Genomic DNA, 20,502 nt, shown 5'->3' on the forward strand with positions numbered 1-20,502 from the left:
CCTTCAGGGATGTGGATGATAGGGAACACGTTTCATCAACAAGCGCAGCGCCTGCCAGTAGATGCCGCGCAGTATGGTCAGCGACATCATCGGCCATTGCAGCAGTGCCACCTTCAGGGCCGTGGCGCCGAAGTCTTGCCGGTGCAGGGCCACGGTGGCATCGAACAACAAGGCCGGCTCCCGGTTCTCGATATGGATCAATACCCGCCTCCCGGGTGGCTGGATGCACCAGTGATATTTCATTTCCATGCCCATAAAGGGGGAAACGTGGAACACCTTGTCGCTGGGCTGGGGCCGGACCAGGTCCACCAGGTAGCAATGGCGCTCCCGCCAGGGTGTGTTGTGCACTTCCGCCAGCAGGTAGCTGGCCTGTTCGCCCCGGTAACAGAAGAAGAAGTTGACCGGGCTGAAATAGAGCCCGAAGCAACGCACCTGGCCGAGCATCACCACCCGATCGAGGCCGAGGGTATCGCCGCCCAGACCGGCCACCTCCGTCAGCACCGCCGCTTTCAGCGGCACGGCAGGATCGCCCAGGTAATCCCGGCGGCGAAAGCTCAGGGGGGCGAAACGCTCGCAGCCGAACAGCCGGCTCTCCCGGCCGAGCCGCTCCAGCTCGTCCAGATCCAGCGCCAGCATGTAGAGGCCGTAGCTGAAGCGATGCTCCTGGGGACGGTAGCGTCGGTGGCGCACCTGACCGTGATAGATGGCGCTGTTCAGGCTCATAGTTCCGCCCCGAAACGTCTACAGATATCCAGTGCGCTGCGCACCCCGTCTTCATGGAAACCGTTGTACCAGTAGGCACCGCAGAAGTGGGTCCGGTGGATGCCGCAGATTTCTTTCCGCCGGCCCTGGGCCCGGATGGCCTCCCGGTTGTAGACCGGGTGGGCATAGGTGAAACGCCGCAGGATACGGGCAGGATCGATATCCCGGCTGCGATTGAGGGTGACACACAGGGTCTCTTCCGCCTGCAACCCCTGCAGTATGTTCATGTTGTAGGTGACCGAGGGCAGCGCCTCCTCGCCGCCGTCCAGCCAGTAGTTCCAGCTGGCCCAGGCCCTGGGCTCCCGGGGCAGCAGCCGGTTGTCGGTATGCAGCACCACCTCGTTGTCCCGGTAGGGCAGGCCGCCCAGTATCTGCCGTTCGGCCTCGGTGGCGTCGGTCAGCAGCCGCAGGGACTGATCCGAATGGCAGGCGAGGATCACCTGGTCGAAGAGTTCTTCCCCGGCACGGCTTTGGATGCGTACCCCGTCCGCGTTCCGCCGGATGCCCAGCACCGGGCTGTTGAGGCGGATATCTCCGAGCGAGGCGGTCAGCGCCGGGATATAGCTGCGCGAGCCGCCCTCGATCACGAACCACCGGGGCCGGTCCACCAGGTTGAGCAGGCCATGGTGGTTGAAAAAACGCAGGAAAAAAGCCAGGGGAAAATCCCGGCTGTCGGCCAGGGAAGAAGACCAGATGGCCGCGACCATGGGCAGTATGTAATGACCGGCGAAGAAGTCCGAAAAACGATGTTTCTGCAGGAAGGCGCCCAGGGTATCGCCGTCGTCCAGACTACCGAGCTTCAGCACCTGCTTGCACAGCAGGTTGAAGCGCACTATCTCGGCCAGAAAGCCATAAAAACGCGGGCTCAGCAGGTTGCGGCGCTGGGCGAACAGGGTGTTCAGGGTATGGCCGTTGTATTCCAGCCCGGTGCGGGCCTGATGCACGCTGAAACTCATCTCGGTGGCCCTGGCCTGCACTCCGATGCGGGACAGCAGCCGTTGAAAGTGGGGATAGGTTCTGTCGTTGAACACGATAAAACCGGTGTCCACCGCATGGTGGCGACCGCCCAGCTCCACATCCACGGTGGCAGTGTGGCCGCCCAGGTAGTCATTTGCCTCGAACAGGGTGATGTCGTGATCCTGGTTCAGCAACCAGGCACAGGTCAGGCCGGAAATGCCACTGCCGATGATGGCCATCTTGCTCATCTCGTGCTCCTCAGGGTTCGGCGTGCCAGCCGCAGCCAGAGTCCGCGCGGCAGCCAGGACAGCAGGCGCAATACCTGCACAAAGACGAAGGGGAACGCGATCTCGGCCTTCCCCCGGGCCAGGCCGCGGCGGATGGCGCGGCTCGCCTGCTGGACGCCGATGCGTCCGGGCATGGGGAAGTCGTTCCTGCGGGTCAGGGGGGTGTCGACGAAGCCGGGCCGGATCAGGCTCACCCCTATCCGCCGGGGAGACAGGTCGAGGGCCAGGCTGCGGGCCAGGTAATCCAGCCCCGCCTTGGAGGCGCCGTAGGCCTCGGCCCGGGTCAGGGGCAGCCAGGTAACCGACGAGCCGACCAGGGCCAGCCTTCCGCCGCTTTTTATCCGCGTCAGCAAGGGCGCGAGGCAGTTGACGGTGCCGATGAGATTGGTCCGTATCACCCGTTCGAACAGGGCGGCGTCGAAGCGCAGGGCATCGTCGATGTACTCGCAGGTGCCGGCGTTGAGGATGACCAGATCCAGTTCGCCCTGAGCGGACAGCACCCGCGCCGACTGCTCCCGGTTTTCCATGTCGAACAGACACAGCTCGGCATCGACGCCTTCCAGCACCTGCTCCAGCCGGCTCCTGTCCCGGCCACAGGCCACCACCTGCCAACCGTCGGCGGCGTAATCCCGAACCAGTTGCAGGCCGATGCCGGAGCCGGCCCCGGTAATCAGCACCCTCTTTTTCATGAGACCAACCTCCGCTTGAGGGCACGGATCAGCGCACCCAGGAGCGGCAACTGCTCATAGAGCAGCTTGCCGAGATCGAAATAATCCCTGTGGTAGTACACCCGCTCATCGAAACGCAGGTGGCTGACGCCGGGCACCTGCACGGGCTCGCCACCGTTCAGCCGGGGGTGGCTGAAGACCATCTGCCAGCGCACGAAGGCCTCCCCCCGCTGCTCCATCACCTGCTCGATGTCAAACCGGCACTGGCCGACGTGGGCAAAGAGGCCCTCGAAATAGTCGACCAGGGACTCCAGGCCATGGAGATCGTGGGCCGGATCGCAGAAGTGCACCTCCTCGGCGTAGACCTGGCGCAAGCCCTCCAGCCCATCCGGGCCGAGCCGGCGGTAAAGCTCACAGAAGGCGGACAGGACGGGGCTCATACCGCCTCCCGGTCTTTGAGGGCATCGAACATGGCGATGGCGTGCAGCCGGGCCCGGCCGTGATCCACCACGGGAAGGTAATAGCCATGCCCGGGGCGGTACCTTGCCAGCCATTCATGGGGGGCGTGGATGGCGGCGGCAGGCACCCCGGCCAGTTCGGGCACCCAGCGACGGATAAAGTCGCCGTCCGGGTCGAAGCGCTCGCTCTGGGTGGTGGGGTTGAACACCCGGAAATAGGGCGCGGCGTCGGCGCCCGTCCCCGCCGCCCACTGCCAGCCACCGTTGTTGGCGGCCAGCTCGCCGTCGATCAGGCGGGACATGAAATAAGCCTCGCCCCAACGCCAGTCGACATGCAGATCCTTGGTGAGGAAGCTTGCCACTATCATCCGCAGCCGGTTGTGCATCCAGCCGGTGTCATTCAGGCAGCGCATGGCGGCATCGATAATGGGATAGCCGGTCTGGCCCCGGCACCAGCACCCGAACAACTGCTCATCATTACCCCACCGCAGGGCCTCGGTTTCCGGCTTGAAGGCACGGTGCATGGACAGTGCGGGGAACACCACCAGCAGGTGCCGGTAGAACTCGCGCCAGATAAGCTCGTTCAGCCAGCTGAAGCCTCGCTCGCCCCGGCTCAGCGGCAAGGCGCCCAGCTCGGCCTCGATGGCGGCCAGACATTGGTTGGGAGACAACACCCCCAGCGCCAGATAGGGCGACAGGCTGCTGGTAGCCTGCAGGGCCGGGTAGTCGCGCCGCTCGCCATAATGGCGCAGCTGCTCGCGACAGAAGTCCGCCAGCCGCCTGGCCGCCCCGTCCTCCCCCGCCGGCCACGCCTGGCTGGAAACGACTTCTCCCCCGAGGTGGATGACGACCGGGGACAGAGGTTCTCCCTGTCGAAGCGGCGCCGGCAGCAGCCGGTAGCCGCTGCCGCGCAACCGCCCCAGCCAGGCTTTGGCGAAGGGGGTGAACACCCGGTACATGTCGCCGCCCCGGGTGGTCAGGCTGCCGTGGCTGACCACGCAGTCGCCGTTGAACACCCGGCAAGGGATGGTCAGTATCTGCTGCACCGCCTTATCGCGCCGGCGCTCGTTGATGCCGATTTCCCGGTTGGCATAAAGGGCATCGATGCCCCGGGCGGCGCTCCACTCGGCCAGCAGCGCCGGTACCTCGGCAAAGCTGTCGGCCTGCAGCTGAGTCAGGGGAACACCGAGCGCCGCCAGCCCATCGGCCAGGTACTGCAGGTTGCGGCGCAGAAAGTCACGCTGGATGGGAGCGTTGCCATGCCGACGCCACTGCTCCGGGCAATCCACATAGACCGCCTCCACCCGGGCGCCACCCGCCGTCGCCTCGTGCAGGGCCGGGTTGTCGGCCAGCCGCAGATCAGTTCTGAACCAGACCAAATGCCGCATCATGCTTCCTCACAATGTCGCTCAGGCTCGCGGCATAGGGCCGCGCCATCCAGCCCTGTTGCCGGTAAAGCTCCCCCAGCTCGCCCACGAAAAAACACGCCTCGGGCAGCTGTGCCTGCGCCTCCCGGAACCAGCTCTGGGTCAGGCCGGCCCCCAGCAGCACCACCAGCACCGGGCTCTTCAGCCGCGCCATGGCCAGGGGCAGGGCCTGGGCATCGAGCACACCCAGATCCAGGCTGCGGCATTCCAGTCCCTGCAACTCGAACTGGGCCAGGGCGGTGTGCAGCTCCCCCACCTGCCCGGCCCGGGCAAGGGCGATGCGCGGCCCGGTCTTGATGGTCAGCAGCTGGTAGCAAAGCCGCAGCAGCAGGGCGCGGGCACTTTGTTCGATAAGGCCCGCGTCCGGGCGCGCCTGGCCGGCCAGCGCCAGCAACCAGGGCTCGATCACCCGGCGCAGCAGCAGCTCCGCCGGATAGAGGCTGGTCAGCTCGAGCAGCTCGGCTTCCAGCCGGCCCAGATTGAGCTCCTGAGCGGCGGCCAGCAGTCGGGCCTGCGCCTGCTCCCAGTTGGAACCTTCCGCTACCGGGGTCGGGCTGGCCAGCAACCCCTTGACCTGGCCGATGCTGACACCCTGCTCCAGCCAGTGCAGGATCCGGCGGATCAGGGCGATGTCCTCCTCGGAATAGAGCCGGTGGCCCTTGTCGGTCCTCGCCGGTTTGAGCAGGCCGTAGCGGCGTTGCCAGGCGCGCAGGGTGACCGGATTGATGCCGGTGAGGCGGGATACCTCCCGGATCGGGTACTTGGGTTCAGATGCCATAACGCAGCCGCAATGCCTCCGGATGGGGGTTGAGATAGACCTGCTGGCGCAGGTAGTCGTTGGGATGTTCTTCCAGGTAATGGCGGAACAGGGTGATGGGCGCCAGCAGGGGCAACTCGCCCTTTCGGTACTGATGGATGGTACGGGCCAGCGCCTGGCGCTGGCGGGAGCTGAGCTGCCTCTTGAAATAGCCCTGCAGGTGCTGCAGCACATTGGTGTGACCCCGGCGGCCGGCCCGCCGGGCCAGGGTTTGCATCATGCCGGCGATGTAGGCGTCGGCCTTCTGCTCGACCCCGACGGAGAGATCCGAAAGCAATTGTCCCAATGCCTGGTAGCTGTCCCTGTGGTGGGCCATCAGCAGGTACTTGTAGCGGCTGTGAAAGGCGATCAGCCGCGACGATGTCAGGCCCCGGTGCAGCAGGCACTGCCAGTCGTGAAAGGCGTAGATGCGGGTCACGAAGTTTTCCCGCAGCACGGGATCCTGGAGCCGGCCGTCCTCCTCCAGGGGCAGCAGGGGCAGGGCCCGCATCAGCTCGGCGGCATAGAGGCCGGTGCCTTCCTTGGCGTTGCCCTTGCCGCTGTCGTGGTAGACCCGCACCCGCTCCATGCCGCAGCTGGGCGACTTGGCGCAGAGGATGTAACCGCTCAGCCCCCCGAGCCGGACGGCCATGTCGCGGCCGTAGGCCCGCAGCCGTTCGGTCAGATCCTCCCCCCGGGCGGTCAGGGCCCGCACCTCTCCCGCCTGGTTGACGAGGCGGATGCTGGGCCTGGGCGTACCCAGACCGATGGCCATTTCCGGACAGAGGGGCACGAACTCGACGAAACGGGCCAACTCTTCGGTGCAGAAGTCGGAACGCTTGTGGCCGCCGTCGAAACGCACCCGCTGCCCGACCAGGCAGCCACTGACGCCGATCCGGATCAGGCCGGGGTCAAACTTGTACATAAAAATATCTCTTGTACAACCATGCCTATACCATAGCGGTAGTTGTACAAAGTGATCAAGTATGTACAAGAAAAATTCCGGCCAGGGCCGGAAACGCAAAAACCCGGGCCGGGCCCGGGTTTTTGGAAAACAGCATTAAGAAGCCAGGCTCAGTTCAGCTTCTGGCGGGTGATCTCGGCCTCGTCGCGGAACTGCCGGCGCAGCTCGGACTTGCTCTTCATCACCAGCTCGCCCCCCTTGCCGATGGTCATGTGCTCGGGGTTATCGTTGTGCATCGCCTGCCAGGCCAGCACCGCCTGCATGGTGGTGTCCTTCTGCTCGGGGCTGAGCACCGAGCCGTCGGGCCACTTGCCGAGCTCCACCGCCGTCTTCAGGCGTTCGTAGACTTCCCTCGGCATGGCGGCGATGGCTTGCTGAAAAGATGACATGGGCATTTCTCCTCTGTTGGCGGCCTTCTACCACCCCGAATACAAAAGGGGCAGCCGCTGGCCACCCCTCGTTTGTCGATCGCACAAACCGACGGCTTAAGCCGGCAGATCCATCAGCTCGATACCGGCCATCTTCTGCATTACCCGCACCACCTGGCAGCTGTAACCGAACTCGTTGTCATACCAGACGTAAAGCACGGCACGATCGTCTTCCACTATGGTCGCCAGGGAATCAACGATACCGGCGAAGCGGGAGCCCACCATGTCGCTGGATACCAGCTCACTGCTGGTGCTGAAATCGATCTGGTTGTGCAGCGGCGAGTCCAGGGACACCTTGCGCAGGTAATCGTTCAGCTCTTCGGCCGAGGTTGCCTTCTCCAGGTTCAGGTTCAGCACCGCCATGGAAACATTGGGGGTAGGCACCCGGATGGCGTTGCCGGTCAGCTTGCCTTTCAGCTCGGGCAACGCCTTGGCCACCGCCTTGGCGGCGCCGGTGCTGGTCAGCACCATGTTCAGCGCCGCACTACGGCCACGACGATCACCCTTGTGGTAGTTGTCGATCAGGTTCTGGTCGTTGGTGTAGGAGTGTACCGTTTCCACATGACCGTTCTTCACGCCGTAGGCATCGTTTACCGCCTTCAGCACCGGAGTGATGGCGTTGGTGGTACAGGAGGCGGCGGACATGATACGGTCTTCCGGCAGAATCATGCCGTCGTTGACCCCGAACACGATGTTCTTGATGTCACCCTTGCCCGGTGCGGTCAGCAGCACCTTGGCCGCGCCCTTGGCCTTGAGGTGCAGACCCAGGCCGGCTTCGTCACGCCATTTGCCGGTGTTGTCCACGATCAGGGCATCGTGAATGCCGTACTGGGTGTAGTCGATCTCTTCCGGGCTGTTGGCGTAGATCACTTGGATGTAGGTGCCATTGGCGATAATGGCATTATTCTCTTCGTCGACTTCGATGGAGCCGTTGAAAGGGCCGTGCACGGAGTCACGGCGCAGCAGGCTGGCCCGCTTTTCCAGGTCGTCGCCGGAGCCGCGCACCACGATGCCACGTAAACGCAGACCGTTGTTGTTACCGGCCCGTTCGATCAGCAGACGGGCCAGCAGGCGACCGATACGGCCGAAGCCGTACAGCACCACGTCGGTGGGCTTGGCGTTGTGCTCGGCCGCGATGGCCGGCGCCAGCTCTCGCCGCAGGAAGTCACTCAGGCCGGATTCGTCCTGGTGCTCTTTCCAGTAACGCACCGCCAGCTTGCCCAGGTCGATGCTGGCCGGGGCCAGATCCAGCTCGCTCAGCGCCTTCAGCACCGGGTAGCTCTGGGCGACGGGCAGAACCTGGCCTTCGTGACGACGCACCACACGGTGAGCCTTGAGGATGTCAATGGTAGAGGCGTTCAGCAGGGGGCGGGCGTATACGCAGGTCTCGACACCCTGGTTGCGGTACAGTTTGCCGATCAGGGGCTGCATAGACTCTGCCAGTTCCTGGCTCTGTTGCCAGGCGGACAGGTAACTCTCGTGGGTCATCGACCAGATCCTTTTATTTCACGTAACCGTCATTAGTATTGGATAGCGCGCAAAAAACATGCCGCACTTGCTTTATTTAAGCGCGTCCATTTTAGTGGATAGGGGGTATGATTACCAGACCAAGGACAGGCCAAAAGGGGCTCGTATGAGAATCAAATTATCACTGTTCATGCTTGCCGGAGCTATTTTATTGACAGGCTGTGAGCAAGATCGCATTAAGGCCATCTGTGAAGCCCATCCTCAGCTGTGCGCAGAACTGCATACGGATGGCTGGTGCCGGTTCGAACGCAGCAACCTGATCCGTGCCCGCTATCAGCAACATTCGGAGCCAAGCGATGCCGCTCGTTATGCCCTGATGACGGAGTTGGTCACCTACCGGGATTGCCTGGACCCATTAATGGATATCGAGTACACCGACCGCCAGGAAAGAAAAAACGACAAGGTCGAAACCATAGTACGACTCCAGGAGGAGCTGACACGGCTGGAGCAGCAGGGCCGCCATTCCGACTATCCCTATCTCCAACTCTGGTATTGGCAGCGCCATGGCGATCGCCAGGCCCGCAGCCGCTTCCTGGCCCAGGCCGAGCGTCCGGAAATGCAGCAACCCGATCTGCAAAAGGCCTTGGCGTCGCTGTTGGTCACCCGGGACAAGCCAGCGGCAGAGCAGGCGCTGCACCGGGCGCTCGGCCTTTATCACAAGGGACAGAGCATCGACAACGGCATCATCGCCGATTTGATCAACCTGTACATCGGTGAAAAGCGCTATGAGGATGCCTGGCTCTGGACCCAGGTACTGGGTGCGTTTTCCAGCCAGGCCGAGATAGATCCGGCACGCCTGGACGCCTACGTTCGCGTTGACGAACACCGGCAACAGGAGATGCGGCAGCAAGCCGACAATATTGTACGCCGGCTGAAAAACGGCACTTACATCCAAAGATAAAACCGCAGATCCGCTTCTATACTGACTTCAGGGCCAAACGCAGTCGTTCGCTGTGGTTGGCCCGGTGCCGCCTTCGCCCGGGAAGGGCCTGTCCAAGGTATTTTTTCCGCATAAAAACGAAATAAAATTTCAGTAAATCATGATCAAGCACAAAAGCGTGGCGCTTTTGGGTTGACGCCACGACTTTTTTTTGTAATTTTACAACCAATAGATTTTTTCATAACGTAATTTTTCACAACTTAAAGAGTCAGGTGAACTTATGACTATCAAGGTAGGTATCAACGGTTTCGGTCGCATCGGCCGCTTTGTGTTCCGTGCAGCTTGCGAGCGTGATGACATCGAGGTGGTGGCCATCAACGATCTGCTGGATCCGGAATACATGGCGTACATGCTGCAGTACGACTCTACCCACGGCCGTTTCAAAGGCACCGTGGCCGTTGAAGGTGGCCAGCTGATCGTCAACGGCAAAGCCATCCGCGTGACCGCCGAGCGCGATCCCGCCGCCCTGAAATGGGATGAAGCGGGCGTGGACGTGGTGGCCGAAGCCACCGGTATCTTCCTGACCGACGATACCGCTCGCAAGCACATCCAGGCCGGTGCCAAGAAGGTGGTACTGACCGGTCCGTCCAAGGACGACACCCCCATGTTCGTGATGGGCGTGAACCACGACGCCTATGCCGGCCAGGACATCGTCTCCAACGCCTCCTGCACCACCAACTGCCTGGCGCCGCTGGCCAAGGTCATCAATGACAAGTTCGGTATCGCCGAGGGTCTGATGACCACGGTGCACGCCACCACCGCCACCCAGAAAACCGTGGACGGTCCCTCCGCCAAAGACTGGCGTGGCGGCCGCGGTGCCGGCCAGAACATCATCCCCTCTTCCACCGGCGCCGCCAAGGCGGTGGGCAAGGTGATCCCCGAGCTGAACGGCAAACTGACCGGCATGGCCTTCCGCGTACCCACCCCGGACGTGTCCGTGGTTGACCTGACCGTGCGCCTGGAGAAGGCCGCTTCCTACGCCGACATCTGCGCCGCCGTCAAGGCCGCCGCCGAAGGCGAGCTGAAGGGCATCCTGGCCTACACCGAGGACGAAGTGGTCTCCAACGACTTCATCGGCGAAGTCTGCACCTCGGTATTCGATGCCAAGGCCGGTATCGCCCTGAACGACAACTTCGTCAAGCTGGTGTCCTGGTACGACAACGAGATCGGCTACTCCAACAAGGTGTTGGACCTGATCGCCCATATTTCCAAGTAACATTCGGGGATATAACCCGTTAAGATTAAAAGCGGCCCTCTGGCCGCTTTTTCGTTTTTATCGACGAGTACCACCCATGACACTGACTCCGCTTCGCCCCCTCTCGTCCAGTTGCCGACTGATGAGAAACGCCTCCGGTCTCGAGTTTATCCGTATCGAACATCCCAGGGTCCGGGCCCTGCTCAGCCTGCTGGGCGGCCAGTTGCTGCAGTACCGGCCGACCGGCCGGCCAGAGCTGCTCTGGCTGAGTGAGTGGGCCGTATTCGACGGCAGCAAGCCCATCCGTGGCGGCATCCCCCTGTGCTGGCCCTGGTTCGGCAAAGCGCCGGCCCAGGGCCCCCAGCACGGCACCGCCCGCCTGGGCCGCTGGCAGCTGGAGCAGGTGGAAGAAGACGAGCAAGGCATCACCCTGGCGCTCCTGTTTCGTGATGGCGCGCTCGAATTGCGGCAACGGCTGCGCCTCGGGCCCGAACTCGAACTCGAGGCCACCACCACCAATCTGGGCGGCGCGGCGGCCAGGGTCCAGATGGCCCTGCACAGCTATTTCGCCGTGCCCAGGGTGACGGACTGCCGTATCGAGGGGCTGGGCCCGGATTACCGGGACAGCCTGAAAGACTGCCACGTCAGCGGTGACGACAGCTGTCGCTTCACGCCCCCCTTCGATCGCATCTATACCGCCCCCCGGGGCAAGACCCTGCTGCATGCCGGTGGCCTGCGGATCCGGCTGGAACACCGGCACCACGACAGCCTGGTGCTGTGGAACCCCGGCCCGGCGCTGCCGGCCGATATCGCGGACGCCTCGGGCTTCGTCTGCGTGGAAAGCGCCCGCCTGCGCGCACCCTGGCTGTTGCCGGGCCAGAGTACCAGCCTGGTGCTGCAGTGCCGTCCCGATCCCATGGAGCCTGGGCATGTACCTGCTGCTGGTTGAGGACGACCTGGCCCTGGGCCGTGCCCTGCTGAAACTGCTTCAGGGCCACTACCGGGTCGACTGGGTGCGTACCCTGAGGGACGCCAGGACGCATTTTGCCGCCGCCGAAGTCGATCTGGTGCTGCTCGATCTGGGCCTGCCCGACGGTGAGGGCCTGGCCTGGCTGCAGCAGTTGCGCAGCACGGAGCAGCCGGTGCCGGTGCTGATCCTCTCCGCCCGGGACCAGCTGGACGACCGCATCCTGGGCCTGGATACCGGCGCCGACGACTACCTGGTCAAGCCTTTCGAACCCGATGAGCTGCTGGCGCGGATCCGGGTGCTGTTGCGTCGCCGGGCCGGTCGGGCCGGTGCCGTCATCCGGGTGGGCGATCTCTGCTTTTATCCCGACCGCCGGCAGTTCCTGCTGGCGGATCAGCCCCTGGAGCTGCCACCCAAGGAGCAGCAGCTGCTCACCGTGCTGATCATGGCCGCCGGCCAGGTGGTCAGCCGGGATCGGCTGACCCAGCAGCTCTACGGCCTCGGCAACGGCGCCGACTCCAACACCCTGGAAGTCCATATCCATGCCCTGCGCCGGCAGCTGGGCAAGGAACGGATCCAGACCCTGCGCGGCCAGGGCTATCGGCTGATGGCGCCATGAGGGTTCGCCTGAGCCGGCTGGCCTGGCTGCTGGCCCTGTCCACCCTGCTCGCCGGCCTGCTCGGCATCGTCAGCACCTACCGGGTGGCCGAGGCCGAGTTTCGCGAGCTGATCGAGGAGGATCTGCAACAACAGAGCCGAGTGCTGGCCCGCCTGCTGGCTGCCACCGACGGCAATCTTTCTCCTGCCCGCCTGGAGCAACTGCTGCGCGACGGCTTCAGGAAAGACGACGAAGACACCCTGCTGGTCAATGTGATCGATCTCGAACAACGCCGGTTGGTCAGCAACCTTGGGCAGCCGCCCTGGCCGCAACGACACGGCAGCGCAGGGATCCGGCTCGAATTCGACGGCCATACCTGGTTCGGCCACCAGCACCGGCACGGCCGACTGCTGGTGCAGCTGCTGCGCCGGGACGACCTGTACCGGGAGCTGCAGGAGGATATCCTCGAGGACATCATCACCCCGGCCCTGCTCGGCAACGGCATCAACCTGCTGCTGCTGGCCCTCTTGATCAGCCTGGTACTCTGGCCCCTTTCCCGGCTGGTCAAACAGCTGGAACAGCGCTCGGCCGACAGCCTGACGCCGCTTCGGGTGCAGACTCCCCTGCGCGAGATAGCCCTGCTCGGCGACAGTCTCAACCAGTTGATCAAGGACGTGGACGAGGTGCTCGGCCGGGAGCGGCGCTTCGCCAGCGATCTGGCCCATGAGCTCAGGACGCCGCTGGCCACCCTCAAGCTGGAGCTCGCCGGCCCCGAGCCGGAGCTGCCGGTCGTGCGGGCGGAAATCGATCGCATCGCCCGGGTGGTGGAGCAGTTGCTGATCCTGGCCCGGCTGGATCAGGGCCGCTGGCAGCATCGTTTTGCCCCCCTGCAGCTCGACCTGCTGTGCCGGGAGGCGATCACCCGCTGTCGTCACCGCGCCGAGGCCGGTGGCATCGCGCTGAACGCCAGTCTGGCGCCTGCCCTCTGCCGGGGCGAGGCCACCCTGCTCGGCATCCTGCTCGACAACCTGCTCGGCAATTGCCTGCGGCACTGCCCGGCCGGCACCGGGGTCAGCCTGTCCCTGCAGGCCGCCGCCGGCGGCTGGGTGCTGGAGGTCGAGGATGATGGCCCCGGTATCCCCCCGGCGCTGCGCCAGCACATGGAGGCCGGCCACACCCGCCTCGACAGCAAGAGCGAAGGGTTGGGGCTGGGGCTGGCCATCTGCCAGCAGATAGCCCAGGTGCACGGCGCACGGCTGCGCTTTCTCGCCCGCCGCGACGGGCAAAGGGGGCTGCGAGTCCGGCTGGAGCTGCCGACTTAAGGTTGGGTTAAGCTTTAGCGGCTAAGATGAGGGCTATTCACCAACACGGGAGTAGCACGATGAACAAGACCCTTATCGCCGCCCTTATCGGCCTCACCACCGTTACCGGCTCCGCCTTCGCCGCCACCGAGCCGGGCGGCTTCAAGGGCCCGGACCGCACCGAGGCCGCCAGCGTCGCCCAGGCCCTGGAGCTGTCGGACGACGCCCAGGTCCGCCTGAGCGGCGTGATCATCGAGTCCCTGGGGGACGAGAAATACCGCTTCCAGGACGACAGCGGCAACCTGGTGGTCGAGATCGATGACGACGAATGGCGCGGACTGGAGGCCACCCCCGAGACCCGGGTCACCCTCTGGGGCGAGATCGACAAGGATTGGAACCAGGTGGAGCTGGACGTGGAGCGCATCGAACTGGCCCGGTAGCCTGCTCGAATTTCTCGCCGGGGGGGAGTAAAATGCCCACCCCGGCCGCCATCTGGTGGCGGCCGCTGACCTGAGATCAGACGAGAAATCCCATGTTTACACCCGAACTGCTGTCCCCCGCCGGCACCCTCAAGAACATGCGCTACGCCTTCGCCTACGGCGCCGACGCGGTCTACGCCGGCCAGCCCCGCTACTCGCTGCGGGTACGCAACAACGAGTTCAACCACGAAAACCTCAAGATCGGCATCGACGAGGCCCATGCCCTCGGCAAGAAGTTCTATGTGGTGGTCAACATCCAGCCCCACAACGCCAAGCTCAAGACCTTCCTGCGCGACATGAAGCCGGTGGTGGAGATGAATCCCGACGCGCTCATCATGTCCGACCCGGGCCTTATCATGCTGGTGCGCCAGCACTTTCCGCACATGCCCATCCATTTGTCGGTGCAGGCCAACGCGGTCAACTGGGCCTCGGTGAAGTTCTGGCAGGACTACGGCATCGAGCGGGTGATCCTGTCCCGGGAACTGTCGCTGGAGGAGATAGAGGAAATCCGCTCCCAGTGTCCGGATATCGAGCTGGAGGTGTTCGTGCACGGCGCCCTGTGCATGGCCTATTCCGGCCGTTGCCTGCTGTCGGGCTACATCAACAAGCGCGATCCCAACCAGGGCACCTGCACCAACGCCTGCCGCTGGGAATACAAGGTACACGAGGCCAGGGAAGACGACGCCGGCCAGATAGTGCACAAGCAGGAGCCCATTCTGGTGCAGCCGGTGGCACCCACCCTGGGTGCCGGCGCCCCCTTTGATCAGCCGGTACTGCTGGAAGAAGGCAACCGCCCGGGTGAGTACATGGCCGCCTACGAGGACGAGCACGGCACCTACATCATGAACTCCAAGGATCTGCGCGCGGTGCAATACGTGGAGCGCCTGACCCGGATGGGAGTGCACTCCCTCAAGATCGAAGGCCGCACCAAGTCCTTCTATTATGTGGCGCGTACCGCCCAGGTCTACCGCAAGGCCATCGACGATGCCGTGGCCGGCCGCCCCTTCGACGTCACCCTGATGAGCACCCTGGAAAACCTGGCCCACCGGGGCTATACCGAGGGCTTCCTCAAGCGCCACGCCCACGGCGACTACCAGAACTACGACACCGGCTACTCGGTGTCCACCCGCCAGCAGTTCGTGGGTGAAATCACCGGCCGTGACGGCGACTGGGTGGAAGTGGCGGTGAAGAACAAGTTCCTGGTGGGCAACAGCCTGGAGCTGATGACTCCCAGAGGCAACCTGACTTTTACCCTTGAGCACATGAAAAATCGTAAGGGCGAGGCGGTAGACGTGGCCCCGGGCAACGGCCATGTGGTTTACCTGCCGCTCGGCGCCGACATCGAGGCTTCTTACGGCATTCTGCTGCGCAACCTGGGTGAGCAGCAGGACACCCGCAACCCGCACGTGGAGCAAGCTTGTGGCGCTGCTGATCACCGATAAGTGCATCAACTGCGACATGTGCGAACCCGAATGTCCCAACGGCGCCATCCACTTCGGGCCGGAGATCTATGAGATAGACCCGGTCCTGTGCACCGAGTGCGTGGGCCACTACGACAAACCGACCTGTATCAGCGTTTGCCCCATCGACTGTATTGTCGAGCATCCCGAGCACCGGGAAAGCGAAGCGCAGTTATGGGACAAGTTCGTGCTCTTGCACCACCAGCCATAAGAAAAGCGCCCCGCAACAGCCGGGGCGCTCTTATCCTCACGCCATCAGATGCCGGGCTCAGGCACGGCCTCGCTGCTCGGCAGCAAAAACCACACCACCAGGCCGGCGAAGGCCAGCAGCAGGCCGCCCAGTACCAGTTGGTTCATCTCCGGCAACCCGCCCTGTACCAGCAGGAACAGGCCGCCCCCCAGGTTGGAACTGCCGCCCAGCAGCGCTCCGGCGGTACCGCTGTGCTGAGGAAAAGGCGACACCGCCTTGGAAGTCGCTACCGGAAACAGCAGGCCGGCACCGGCAAAATACAGGCTGCCGCCCAGCACCAACCCGGCCACACTCCAGCGGGGCTCGAAGGCGGAGGCCAATACGATGGCGGCGCCCGACAGCAGGCCGACGGCGGAGATCCACTGCAGCCGTGCGATAGACCAGCTCGCCGCTTTCCAAGACGCCAGCGTGGCCCCGGCAAAATACAGCGGCAACGGCAGGATGAACAGCAAGCTGATCTCTGCGCTGGTCAGGTTGCTTTGTTTGCCCACCAGCACACTGAATACCGCTTCATAGAGGATCACCCCGGCAAAAGCGGCAATCAGCATGCCGAGTTGACGGCGAAACCCCCCGTTATGCAACACATATTGGTAAGCCGGCAGGATCGGCTGGGCGTGGCGGCGTGCCGAGGGCAGGGTTTCCCGAAAAAACAGCACCATCACCAGGGTAATGGCCACCCCCATCGCCAGCAAGAAGAGATACATGGAGCGCCAGCCGAAATGCAGGTTGAGATAACCGCCGATCAAGGGCGCCAGCAAGGGCGCCAGCATGATACCCATGGATACATAGCCATTATAACGGACCAGGTCTGAGCCTTCGAACTTGTCCCTCATCAGGCTGCGGCATAGGCTGCCGGCCGCCGCGGTACCGGCTCCCTGAATAAAGCTGCCCAGTAACAAGGCCGGGAATACCGGCCAACTCAGGATCAGCGCTGAACCCAGCACATAGATGCTCAGTCCCGCCAGCAGCACCGGGCGCCGGCCGAAGCGATCGGAGAGGGGGCCATAGATAAACTGAAATAATCCATAGGGGATCAGATAGAAGGCCATCACCAACGGCAGGCTGTCACTCGCCACCCGCAGTTCGGCGGCCATGTCCCCCATGGCCGGTACATACAGCGTCTGGGTCATTTGACCTGAAGCCACCATTAATACGGTGAGTAATACCAAGGACAAGCCCGACATGACCGCGATCTCCAAAAAACACCCGCATGGGTAGAATGTGATTTGGATCGCATCATAATGAATGGAGAGATTGACTGGCAATAGTGGCCTGAACGACCTTTTATAATGTCCAGCCCTAGATTTTCTAATCAGAAATTGTAGCGATAACTGACACCCAATGAACTCATGGTGCCATTGGATGGAGTCAGGCCCACACTGGGGAGGCGGATGCTTTCCAAGGCCAGGCGGTGCTGCTCCAACAACACCCCGACCCCGGCCCGGCCGGAAAACTGGAGCTGGTCAGAAACATGGCGCCAGCCCTGATCCGCCTGGCCCGGGCCATCCCAGGCCGGCACAATCTCGACGAAGACGAAGGGACGCAGGCCTTGCTCACCACCAGCCACATAACGCAGGGCCGGCACCAGGCTTAGGCGCGCCAGCTCATCGTCGTCCAGAGCCCAATAGCTGCTATCGAAACCGATACCGTAGCCCCGTCCCTGGCCGGCGGTGCTGCCGGCCAGGGACATGGGCGATGCAATCGGTGCCATCGAGGTACCTGGCCCCAGCACCCACTCCCAGTCGGCCAGGGCCTGGGTCGATAACAGCACCAAGAATAACGGGCTCCACTTCTTCATGTTTGAGTCTCTTTCAATCGCATTATTCCGTCACCAAGCAAGACAGACGCCTTTATCCGGTGCGAGGACGCGCCCACTCCCGAATTGTGCTTGTTTCCCCTGCCGCGCCGAAGCCCGGTCCCGACATCGCCGCTGGCATTTAGTCCTTGCCTGCACCGGGCACGCTGGTATAATCCGCCGCTCAAATTTCGTTCTTTAACATCAAGTGGGTTCACTGATATGCATCCGATGCTGAATATTGCGGTGCGTGCTGCACGCAACGCCGGTCAAGTTATCGTCAAAGGTTTCGCCAACCCGGACAACCTGGAAACACGCCAAAAAGGCCAGAGCGATTTTGTTACCAATGTCGACCTTGATGCGGAAAACGCCGTAGTAAACACCATTCGCAAGTCTTACCCGGAGCATACCATTATCGGTGAAGAATGTGGCGAACTGGTTGGCAGCAATAACGACTACCAATGGATCATAGACCCTCTTGATGGCACCACCAACTTCATGAGAGGCATCCCCCACTTTGCCGTGTCCATCGCCTTGCGGGTGAAGGGCCGTACCGAGCAGGCAGTGGTGTATGACCCCATCCGTGATGAGCTGTTCACCGCCAGCCGCGGCGCCGGTGCCCAGCTGAATGGCTACCGTATCCGCACCGGCAAGGCCAAGGATCTGACCAACACGGTGCTGGCCACCGGCTTTCCCTTCAAGCAGAAGCACCAGGCAGATGCCTACCTGGCCATGTTCAAGGCCATGTTTGTCCAATGTGCCGACATCCGCCGTGCCGGCGCCGCCAGCCTGGATCTGGCCTATGTCGCCGCCGGCCGGGTCGACGGTTACTGGGAGCTGGGCCTCAAGCCCTGGGACTCCGCCGCCGGCAGCCTGATCGCCCGGGAAGCGGGCGCCATCGTCACCGACTTCGTCGGCGGCCACAACCATGAGCGCAGCGGCAACCTGGTGTGCGCCAATCCCAAGGTGCTGAAGGCCATGCTGGCCAGTATTCGCGAGCACCTGCCGGAATCCCTGGCCCACTGAGCGGCGCTCCCACTCGCTATTAAGCCCCGACTCGTCGGGGCTTTTTTGTGCCCGGTGTTAGGCGTTAGGCGTTAGGCGTTAGGCGTTAGGCGTTAGGCGTTAGGCGTTAGGCGTTAGGCGTTAGGCGTTAGGCAGCGTCTCCGTCGCTTTGGTGTAAGGCAAACGGCCGTATCTGGATACGGTGTACGCCTTCAAAGCCGAGGAACATGGGAGCAACTCGGTGGTTCGGCACTCGCCTCGAAGAGGAAAGCCCCTTTCCCCTCACGCCTCCACGCCTCCACGCCTCCACGCCTCCACGCCTCCACGCCCGTGATAAAACAAAAAAGCCCGCCGGGAATACCGGCGGGCTTTTCAGACCTGGCGCAAAACGGCGGTTAGCCGTTCAGGCGCTTGTCGTTGCGACGGGGGCGGAACTTGCCGCCGCGGTCGTCGTTGTTGCCACGGAAGCTGCGACGGGGCAGCGGGCCGCCTTCGTACTTGGCCAGGTTCAGCGGACGCTGGCAGACGCGCACCTTCTGCAGCACCTGCTGGATCTCGGCCGGGATGCCCTCGGGCAGGTCTACGGTGGAGAAGTCGTCGTGGATCTGGATCTGGCCGATGTAACGGGATTCCAGATCCGCCTCGTTGGCGATGGCGCCGACCAGGTGGCCCGGCTTGACGCCGTGCACCCGGCCCACGTCGACGCGGAAGGTTTCCATCACCACGCCGGAGACATCGTCCTTGCCGCCCCGGGCGGCGCGGGGACGATCGGCACGCTCGGCACGCTCGAAGCGCTCGCGGCCACCGTCACGGCTTTCACGCACGTCGGGGCGGCGGGCCGCCATCGGCCGGTCTTCCACGAACAGCGGGCGGTCGCCTTGCAGCAGGCGGGCCAGGCCGGCCGCCAGCTGGGCGGTGTCCATGCCGTCGGCCTGCAGTTCGTCGATCATCGCCACGAAGGGGGCCAGGGCCTGCTCGTCGGCTTCCACGCTGGCACGGATGCGGGACTTGAAGCGCTCGGCACGGATCTTGTTGATGTCGTCGGCGGACGGCATCTGCATTTCTTCGATCGGCTGGCGGGTGTGGCGCTCCAGGTTGAACAGGTTGCGCTTTTCACGACCGGTCACGAACAGGATGGCGTCGCCCTCGCGACCGGCACGGCCGGTACGGCCGATGCGGTGCACATAGGACTCGTTGTCGTGAGGCATGTCGAAGTTGACCACGTGGCTGATACGCTCCACGTCCAGGCCGCGGGCGACCACATCGGTGGCCACCAGTACGTTCAGGCGACCGTTCTTCAGGCGATCGACCACCTTCTCGCGCAGCTTCTGGGGAATATCGCCGTGCAGGGCTTCGCAGGCATGGCCTTCGCGCACCATCATCTCGGCCAGATCTTCGGCATCCTTGCGGGTACGCACGAACACCAGCATGGCGTCCATCTCTTCGGTTTCCACCAGGCGGCACAGGGCCTCGTGCTTGCTCATGCCGCGCACGAACCAGTAACGCTGACGGATGCTGGCATTGGTGCGGGTCTTGTTGGCGATACGCACTTCCTGGGGATCTTTCAGGTATTTCTGGGCCACGCGCTGGATGGCCGGTGGCATGGTGGCGGAAAACAGGGCGATCTGGCGGCTCTCGGGCGTGTGCTCCAGGATCCACTCGACGTCGTCGATAAAGCCCATGCGCAGCATTTCGTCGGCTTCGTCCAGCACCAGGGCCTGCAGGTTGTCGAGCTTGAGGGTGCCGCGACGCATGTGATCCATCACCCGGCCCGGGGTACCGACGATCACGTCGACACCACGCTTGAGGGCGCGGATCTGGCTGTCGTAAGCCTGGCCACCGTAGATGGACAGGATGCGAATGTCTTTCTGGTACTTGGCGTAGTTTTCAAAGGACTCGGCCACCTGGATGGCGAGTTCACGGGTCGGCGCCAGCACCAGCACCTGGGGATAGGCGTTGCCGCCGCTGATACGGCTCAGCATCGGCAGGGCGAAGGCGGCGGTCTTGCCGGTACCGGTTTGCGCCAGACCCAGCACGTCCCGCCCGGTCAGCAGGGTGGGGATGGCGGCGGCCTGGATGGCAGAAGGCTGCTCGTAACCGGCATCGGTCAGAGCTTGAAGAACGGCAGGCGCCAGGCCGAGGTCAGCGAAAGCAGGTACAACAGAAGTATTTGTCATTTAACAGTTCCGAAATAAATAAAATGTCGGCGGACTGATACAGTAAAAGGCCAGGGACAAC

21 protein-coding genes are annotated in these 20,502 nt (G+C 63.4%); 9 read left to right on the forward strand and 12 right to left on the reverse strand.

The window, feature by feature from the left end:
* Positions 1–3: 3 nt before the first annotated feature.
* The 9 genes from ACT7DK_RS13765 to ACT7DK_RS13805 form a co-directional block, all read right to left on the reverse strand.
* The gene (locus tag ACT7DK_RS13765; RefSeq protein ID WP_445400084.1) at positions 4–723 is read right to left on the reverse strand and encodes a DUF1365 domain-containing protein; all 720 of its coding nucleotides are present in this window, start codon (positions 721–723) and stop codon (positions 4–6) included.
* The gene (locus ACT7DK_RS13770) at positions 720–1,967 is read right to left on the reverse strand and encodes an NAD(P)/FAD-dependent oxidoreductase (protein ID WP_445400086.1); all 1,248 of its coding nucleotides are present in this window, start codon (positions 1,965–1,967) and stop codon (positions 720–722) included. Before ACT7DK_RS13770 ends, ACT7DK_RS13765 begins: the two co-directional genes overlap by 4 nt.
* On the reverse strand, positions 1,964–2,695 hold the full coding sequence (locus ACT7DK_RS13775; RefSeq protein ID WP_445400088.1) for an SDR family NAD(P)-dependent oxidoreductase: 732 nt from the start codon (positions 2,693–2,695) through the stop codon (positions 1,964–1,966). Before ACT7DK_RS13775 ends, ACT7DK_RS13770 begins: the two co-directional genes overlap by 4 nt.
* The gene (locus ACT7DK_RS13780) at positions 2,692–3,114 is read right to left on the reverse strand and encodes a nuclear transport factor 2 family protein (RefSeq protein ID WP_445400090.1); all 423 of its coding nucleotides are present in this window, start codon (positions 3,112–3,114) and stop codon (positions 2,692–2,694) included. The genes ACT7DK_RS13775 and ACT7DK_RS13780 overlap by 4 nt, the downstream gene beginning before the upstream one ends.
* Positions 3,111–4,520 (reverse strand): deoxyribodipyrimidine photo-lyase, encoded by a 1,410-nt coding sequence (gene phrB / locus ACT7DK_RS13785; protein WP_445402358.1) that lies wholly within the window; start codon positions 4,518–4,520, stop codon positions 3,111–3,113. Before phrB ends, ACT7DK_RS13780 begins: the two co-directional genes overlap by 4 nt.
* Complete coding sequence (locus tag ACT7DK_RS13790; protein WP_445400092.1) at positions 4,492–5,337, reverse strand: MerR family transcriptional regulator; 846 nt, start codon at positions 5,335–5,337, stop codon at positions 4,492–4,494. Before ACT7DK_RS13790 ends, phrB begins: the two co-directional genes overlap by 29 nt.
* On the reverse strand, positions 5,327–6,280 hold the full coding sequence (locus tag ACT7DK_RS13795; protein WP_445400094.1) for a YbgA family protein: 954 nt from the start codon (positions 6,278–6,280) through the stop codon (positions 5,327–5,329). The genes ACT7DK_RS13790 and ACT7DK_RS13795 overlap by 11 nt, the downstream gene beginning before the upstream one ends.
* 149 nt (positions 6,281–6,429) lie before the next feature.
* Positions 6,430–6,708 carry a YeaC family protein gene (locus tag ACT7DK_RS13800; protein WP_096778692.1) on the reverse strand — a complete coding sequence of 93 codons (279 nt, stop codon included), beginning with the start codon at positions 6,706–6,708 and terminating at the stop codon, positions 6,430–6,432.
* A gap of 96 nt (positions 6,709–6,804) precedes the next feature.
* A complete protein-coding gene (locus tag ACT7DK_RS13805) occupies positions 6,805–8,235 on the reverse strand; it encodes a glyceraldehyde-3-phosphate dehydrogenase (protein ID WP_445400096.1) in 1,431 nt (476 codons plus the stop codon).
* 169 nt (positions 8,236–8,404) lie between these two features.
* Between ACT7DK_RS13805 and ACT7DK_RS13810 the strand changes: the two genes are divergently transcribed.
* The 8 genes from ACT7DK_RS13810 (at position 8,405) to ACT7DK_RS13845 (ending at position 15,425) form a co-directional block, all read left to right on the forward strand.
* Positions 8,405–9,175: a DUF2989 domain-containing protein gene (locus ACT7DK_RS13810; protein ID WP_445402360.1), complete on the forward strand. Its 771-nt coding sequence runs from the start codon at positions 8,405–8,407 to the stop codon at positions 9,173–9,175.
* Positions 9,176–9,434: 259 nt separating this feature from the next.
* Positions 9,435–10,430 (forward strand): glyceraldehyde-3-phosphate dehydrogenase, encoded by a 996-nt coding sequence (gapA, locus tag ACT7DK_RS13815; RefSeq protein WP_445400098.1) that lies wholly within the window; start codon positions 9,435–9,437, stop codon positions 10,428–10,430.
* 121 nt (positions 10,431–10,551) lie between these two features.
* Positions 10,552–11,358 carry an aldose epimerase family protein gene (locus ACT7DK_RS13820; RefSeq protein ID WP_445400100.1) on the forward strand — a complete coding sequence of 269 codons (807 nt, stop codon included), beginning with the start codon at positions 10,552–10,554 and terminating at the stop codon, positions 11,356–11,358.
* On the forward strand, positions 11,339–11,995 hold the full coding sequence (locus tag ACT7DK_RS13825) for a response regulator (RefSeq protein WP_445400102.1): 657 nt from the start codon (positions 11,339–11,341) through the stop codon (positions 11,993–11,995). Before ACT7DK_RS13820 ends, ACT7DK_RS13825 begins: the two co-directional genes overlap by 20 nt.
* A complete protein-coding gene (locus ACT7DK_RS13830) occupies positions 11,992–13,296 on the forward strand; it encodes an ATP-binding protein (protein WP_445400104.1) in 1,305 nt (434 codons plus the stop codon). Before ACT7DK_RS13825 ends, ACT7DK_RS13830 begins: the two co-directional genes overlap by 4 nt.
* A 59-nt stretch (positions 13,297–13,355) precedes the next feature.
* Positions 13,356–13,715 carry a YgiW/YdeI family stress tolerance OB fold protein gene (locus ACT7DK_RS13835; protein WP_445400106.1) on the forward strand — a complete coding sequence of 120 codons (360 nt, stop codon included), beginning with the start codon at positions 13,356–13,358 and terminating at the stop codon, positions 13,713–13,715.
* Between the two features lie 92 nt (positions 13,716–13,807).
* Positions 13,808–15,196, forward strand: a complete 1,389-nt coding sequence (gene trhP, locus ACT7DK_RS13840; RefSeq protein ID WP_445400108.1) for a prephenate-dependent tRNA uridine(34) hydroxylase TrhP — start codon at positions 13,808–13,810, stop codon at positions 15,194–15,196.
* On the forward strand, positions 15,174–15,425 hold the full coding sequence (locus ACT7DK_RS13845) for a YfhL family 4Fe-4S dicluster ferredoxin (protein WP_445400110.1): 252 nt from the start codon (positions 15,174–15,176) through the stop codon (positions 15,423–15,425). The genes trhP and ACT7DK_RS13845 overlap by 23 nt, the downstream gene beginning before the upstream one ends.
* Positions 15,426–15,469: 44 nt before the next feature.
* Here ACT7DK_RS13845 and ACT7DK_RS13850 read toward each other — a convergent pair whose 3' ends face one another.
* A complete protein-coding gene (locus tag ACT7DK_RS13850; RefSeq protein WP_445400112.1) occupies positions 15,470–16,648 on the reverse strand; it encodes an MFS transporter in 1,179 nt (392 codons plus the stop codon).
* Between the two features lie 128 nt (positions 16,649–16,776).
* A complete protein-coding gene (locus tag ACT7DK_RS13855) occupies positions 16,777–17,262 on the reverse strand; it encodes a hypothetical protein (protein WP_445400114.1) in 486 nt (161 codons plus the stop codon).
* A 219-nt stretch (positions 17,263–17,481) separates the two neighbouring features.
* On the opposite strand from ACT7DK_RS13855, the gene suhB reads away from it, so the two are divergent.
* The gene (gene suhB / locus ACT7DK_RS13860) at positions 17,482–18,285 is read left to right on the forward strand and encodes an inositol-1-monophosphatase (RefSeq protein WP_445400116.1); all 804 of its coding nucleotides are present in this window, start codon (positions 17,482–17,484) and stop codon (positions 18,283–18,285) included.
* A gap of 374 nt (positions 18,286–18,659) precedes the next feature.
* Here the strand turns inward: suhB and ACT7DK_RS13865 are convergent, their stop codons facing one another.
* Complete coding sequence (locus ACT7DK_RS13865) at positions 18,660–20,441, reverse strand: DEAD/DEAH box helicase (protein ID WP_094040095.1); 1,782 nt, start codon at positions 20,439–20,441, stop codon at positions 18,660–18,662.
* Positions 20,442–20,502 lie beyond the last annotated feature (61 nt).

The organism is Zobellella sp. An-6 (assembly GCF_052487945.1).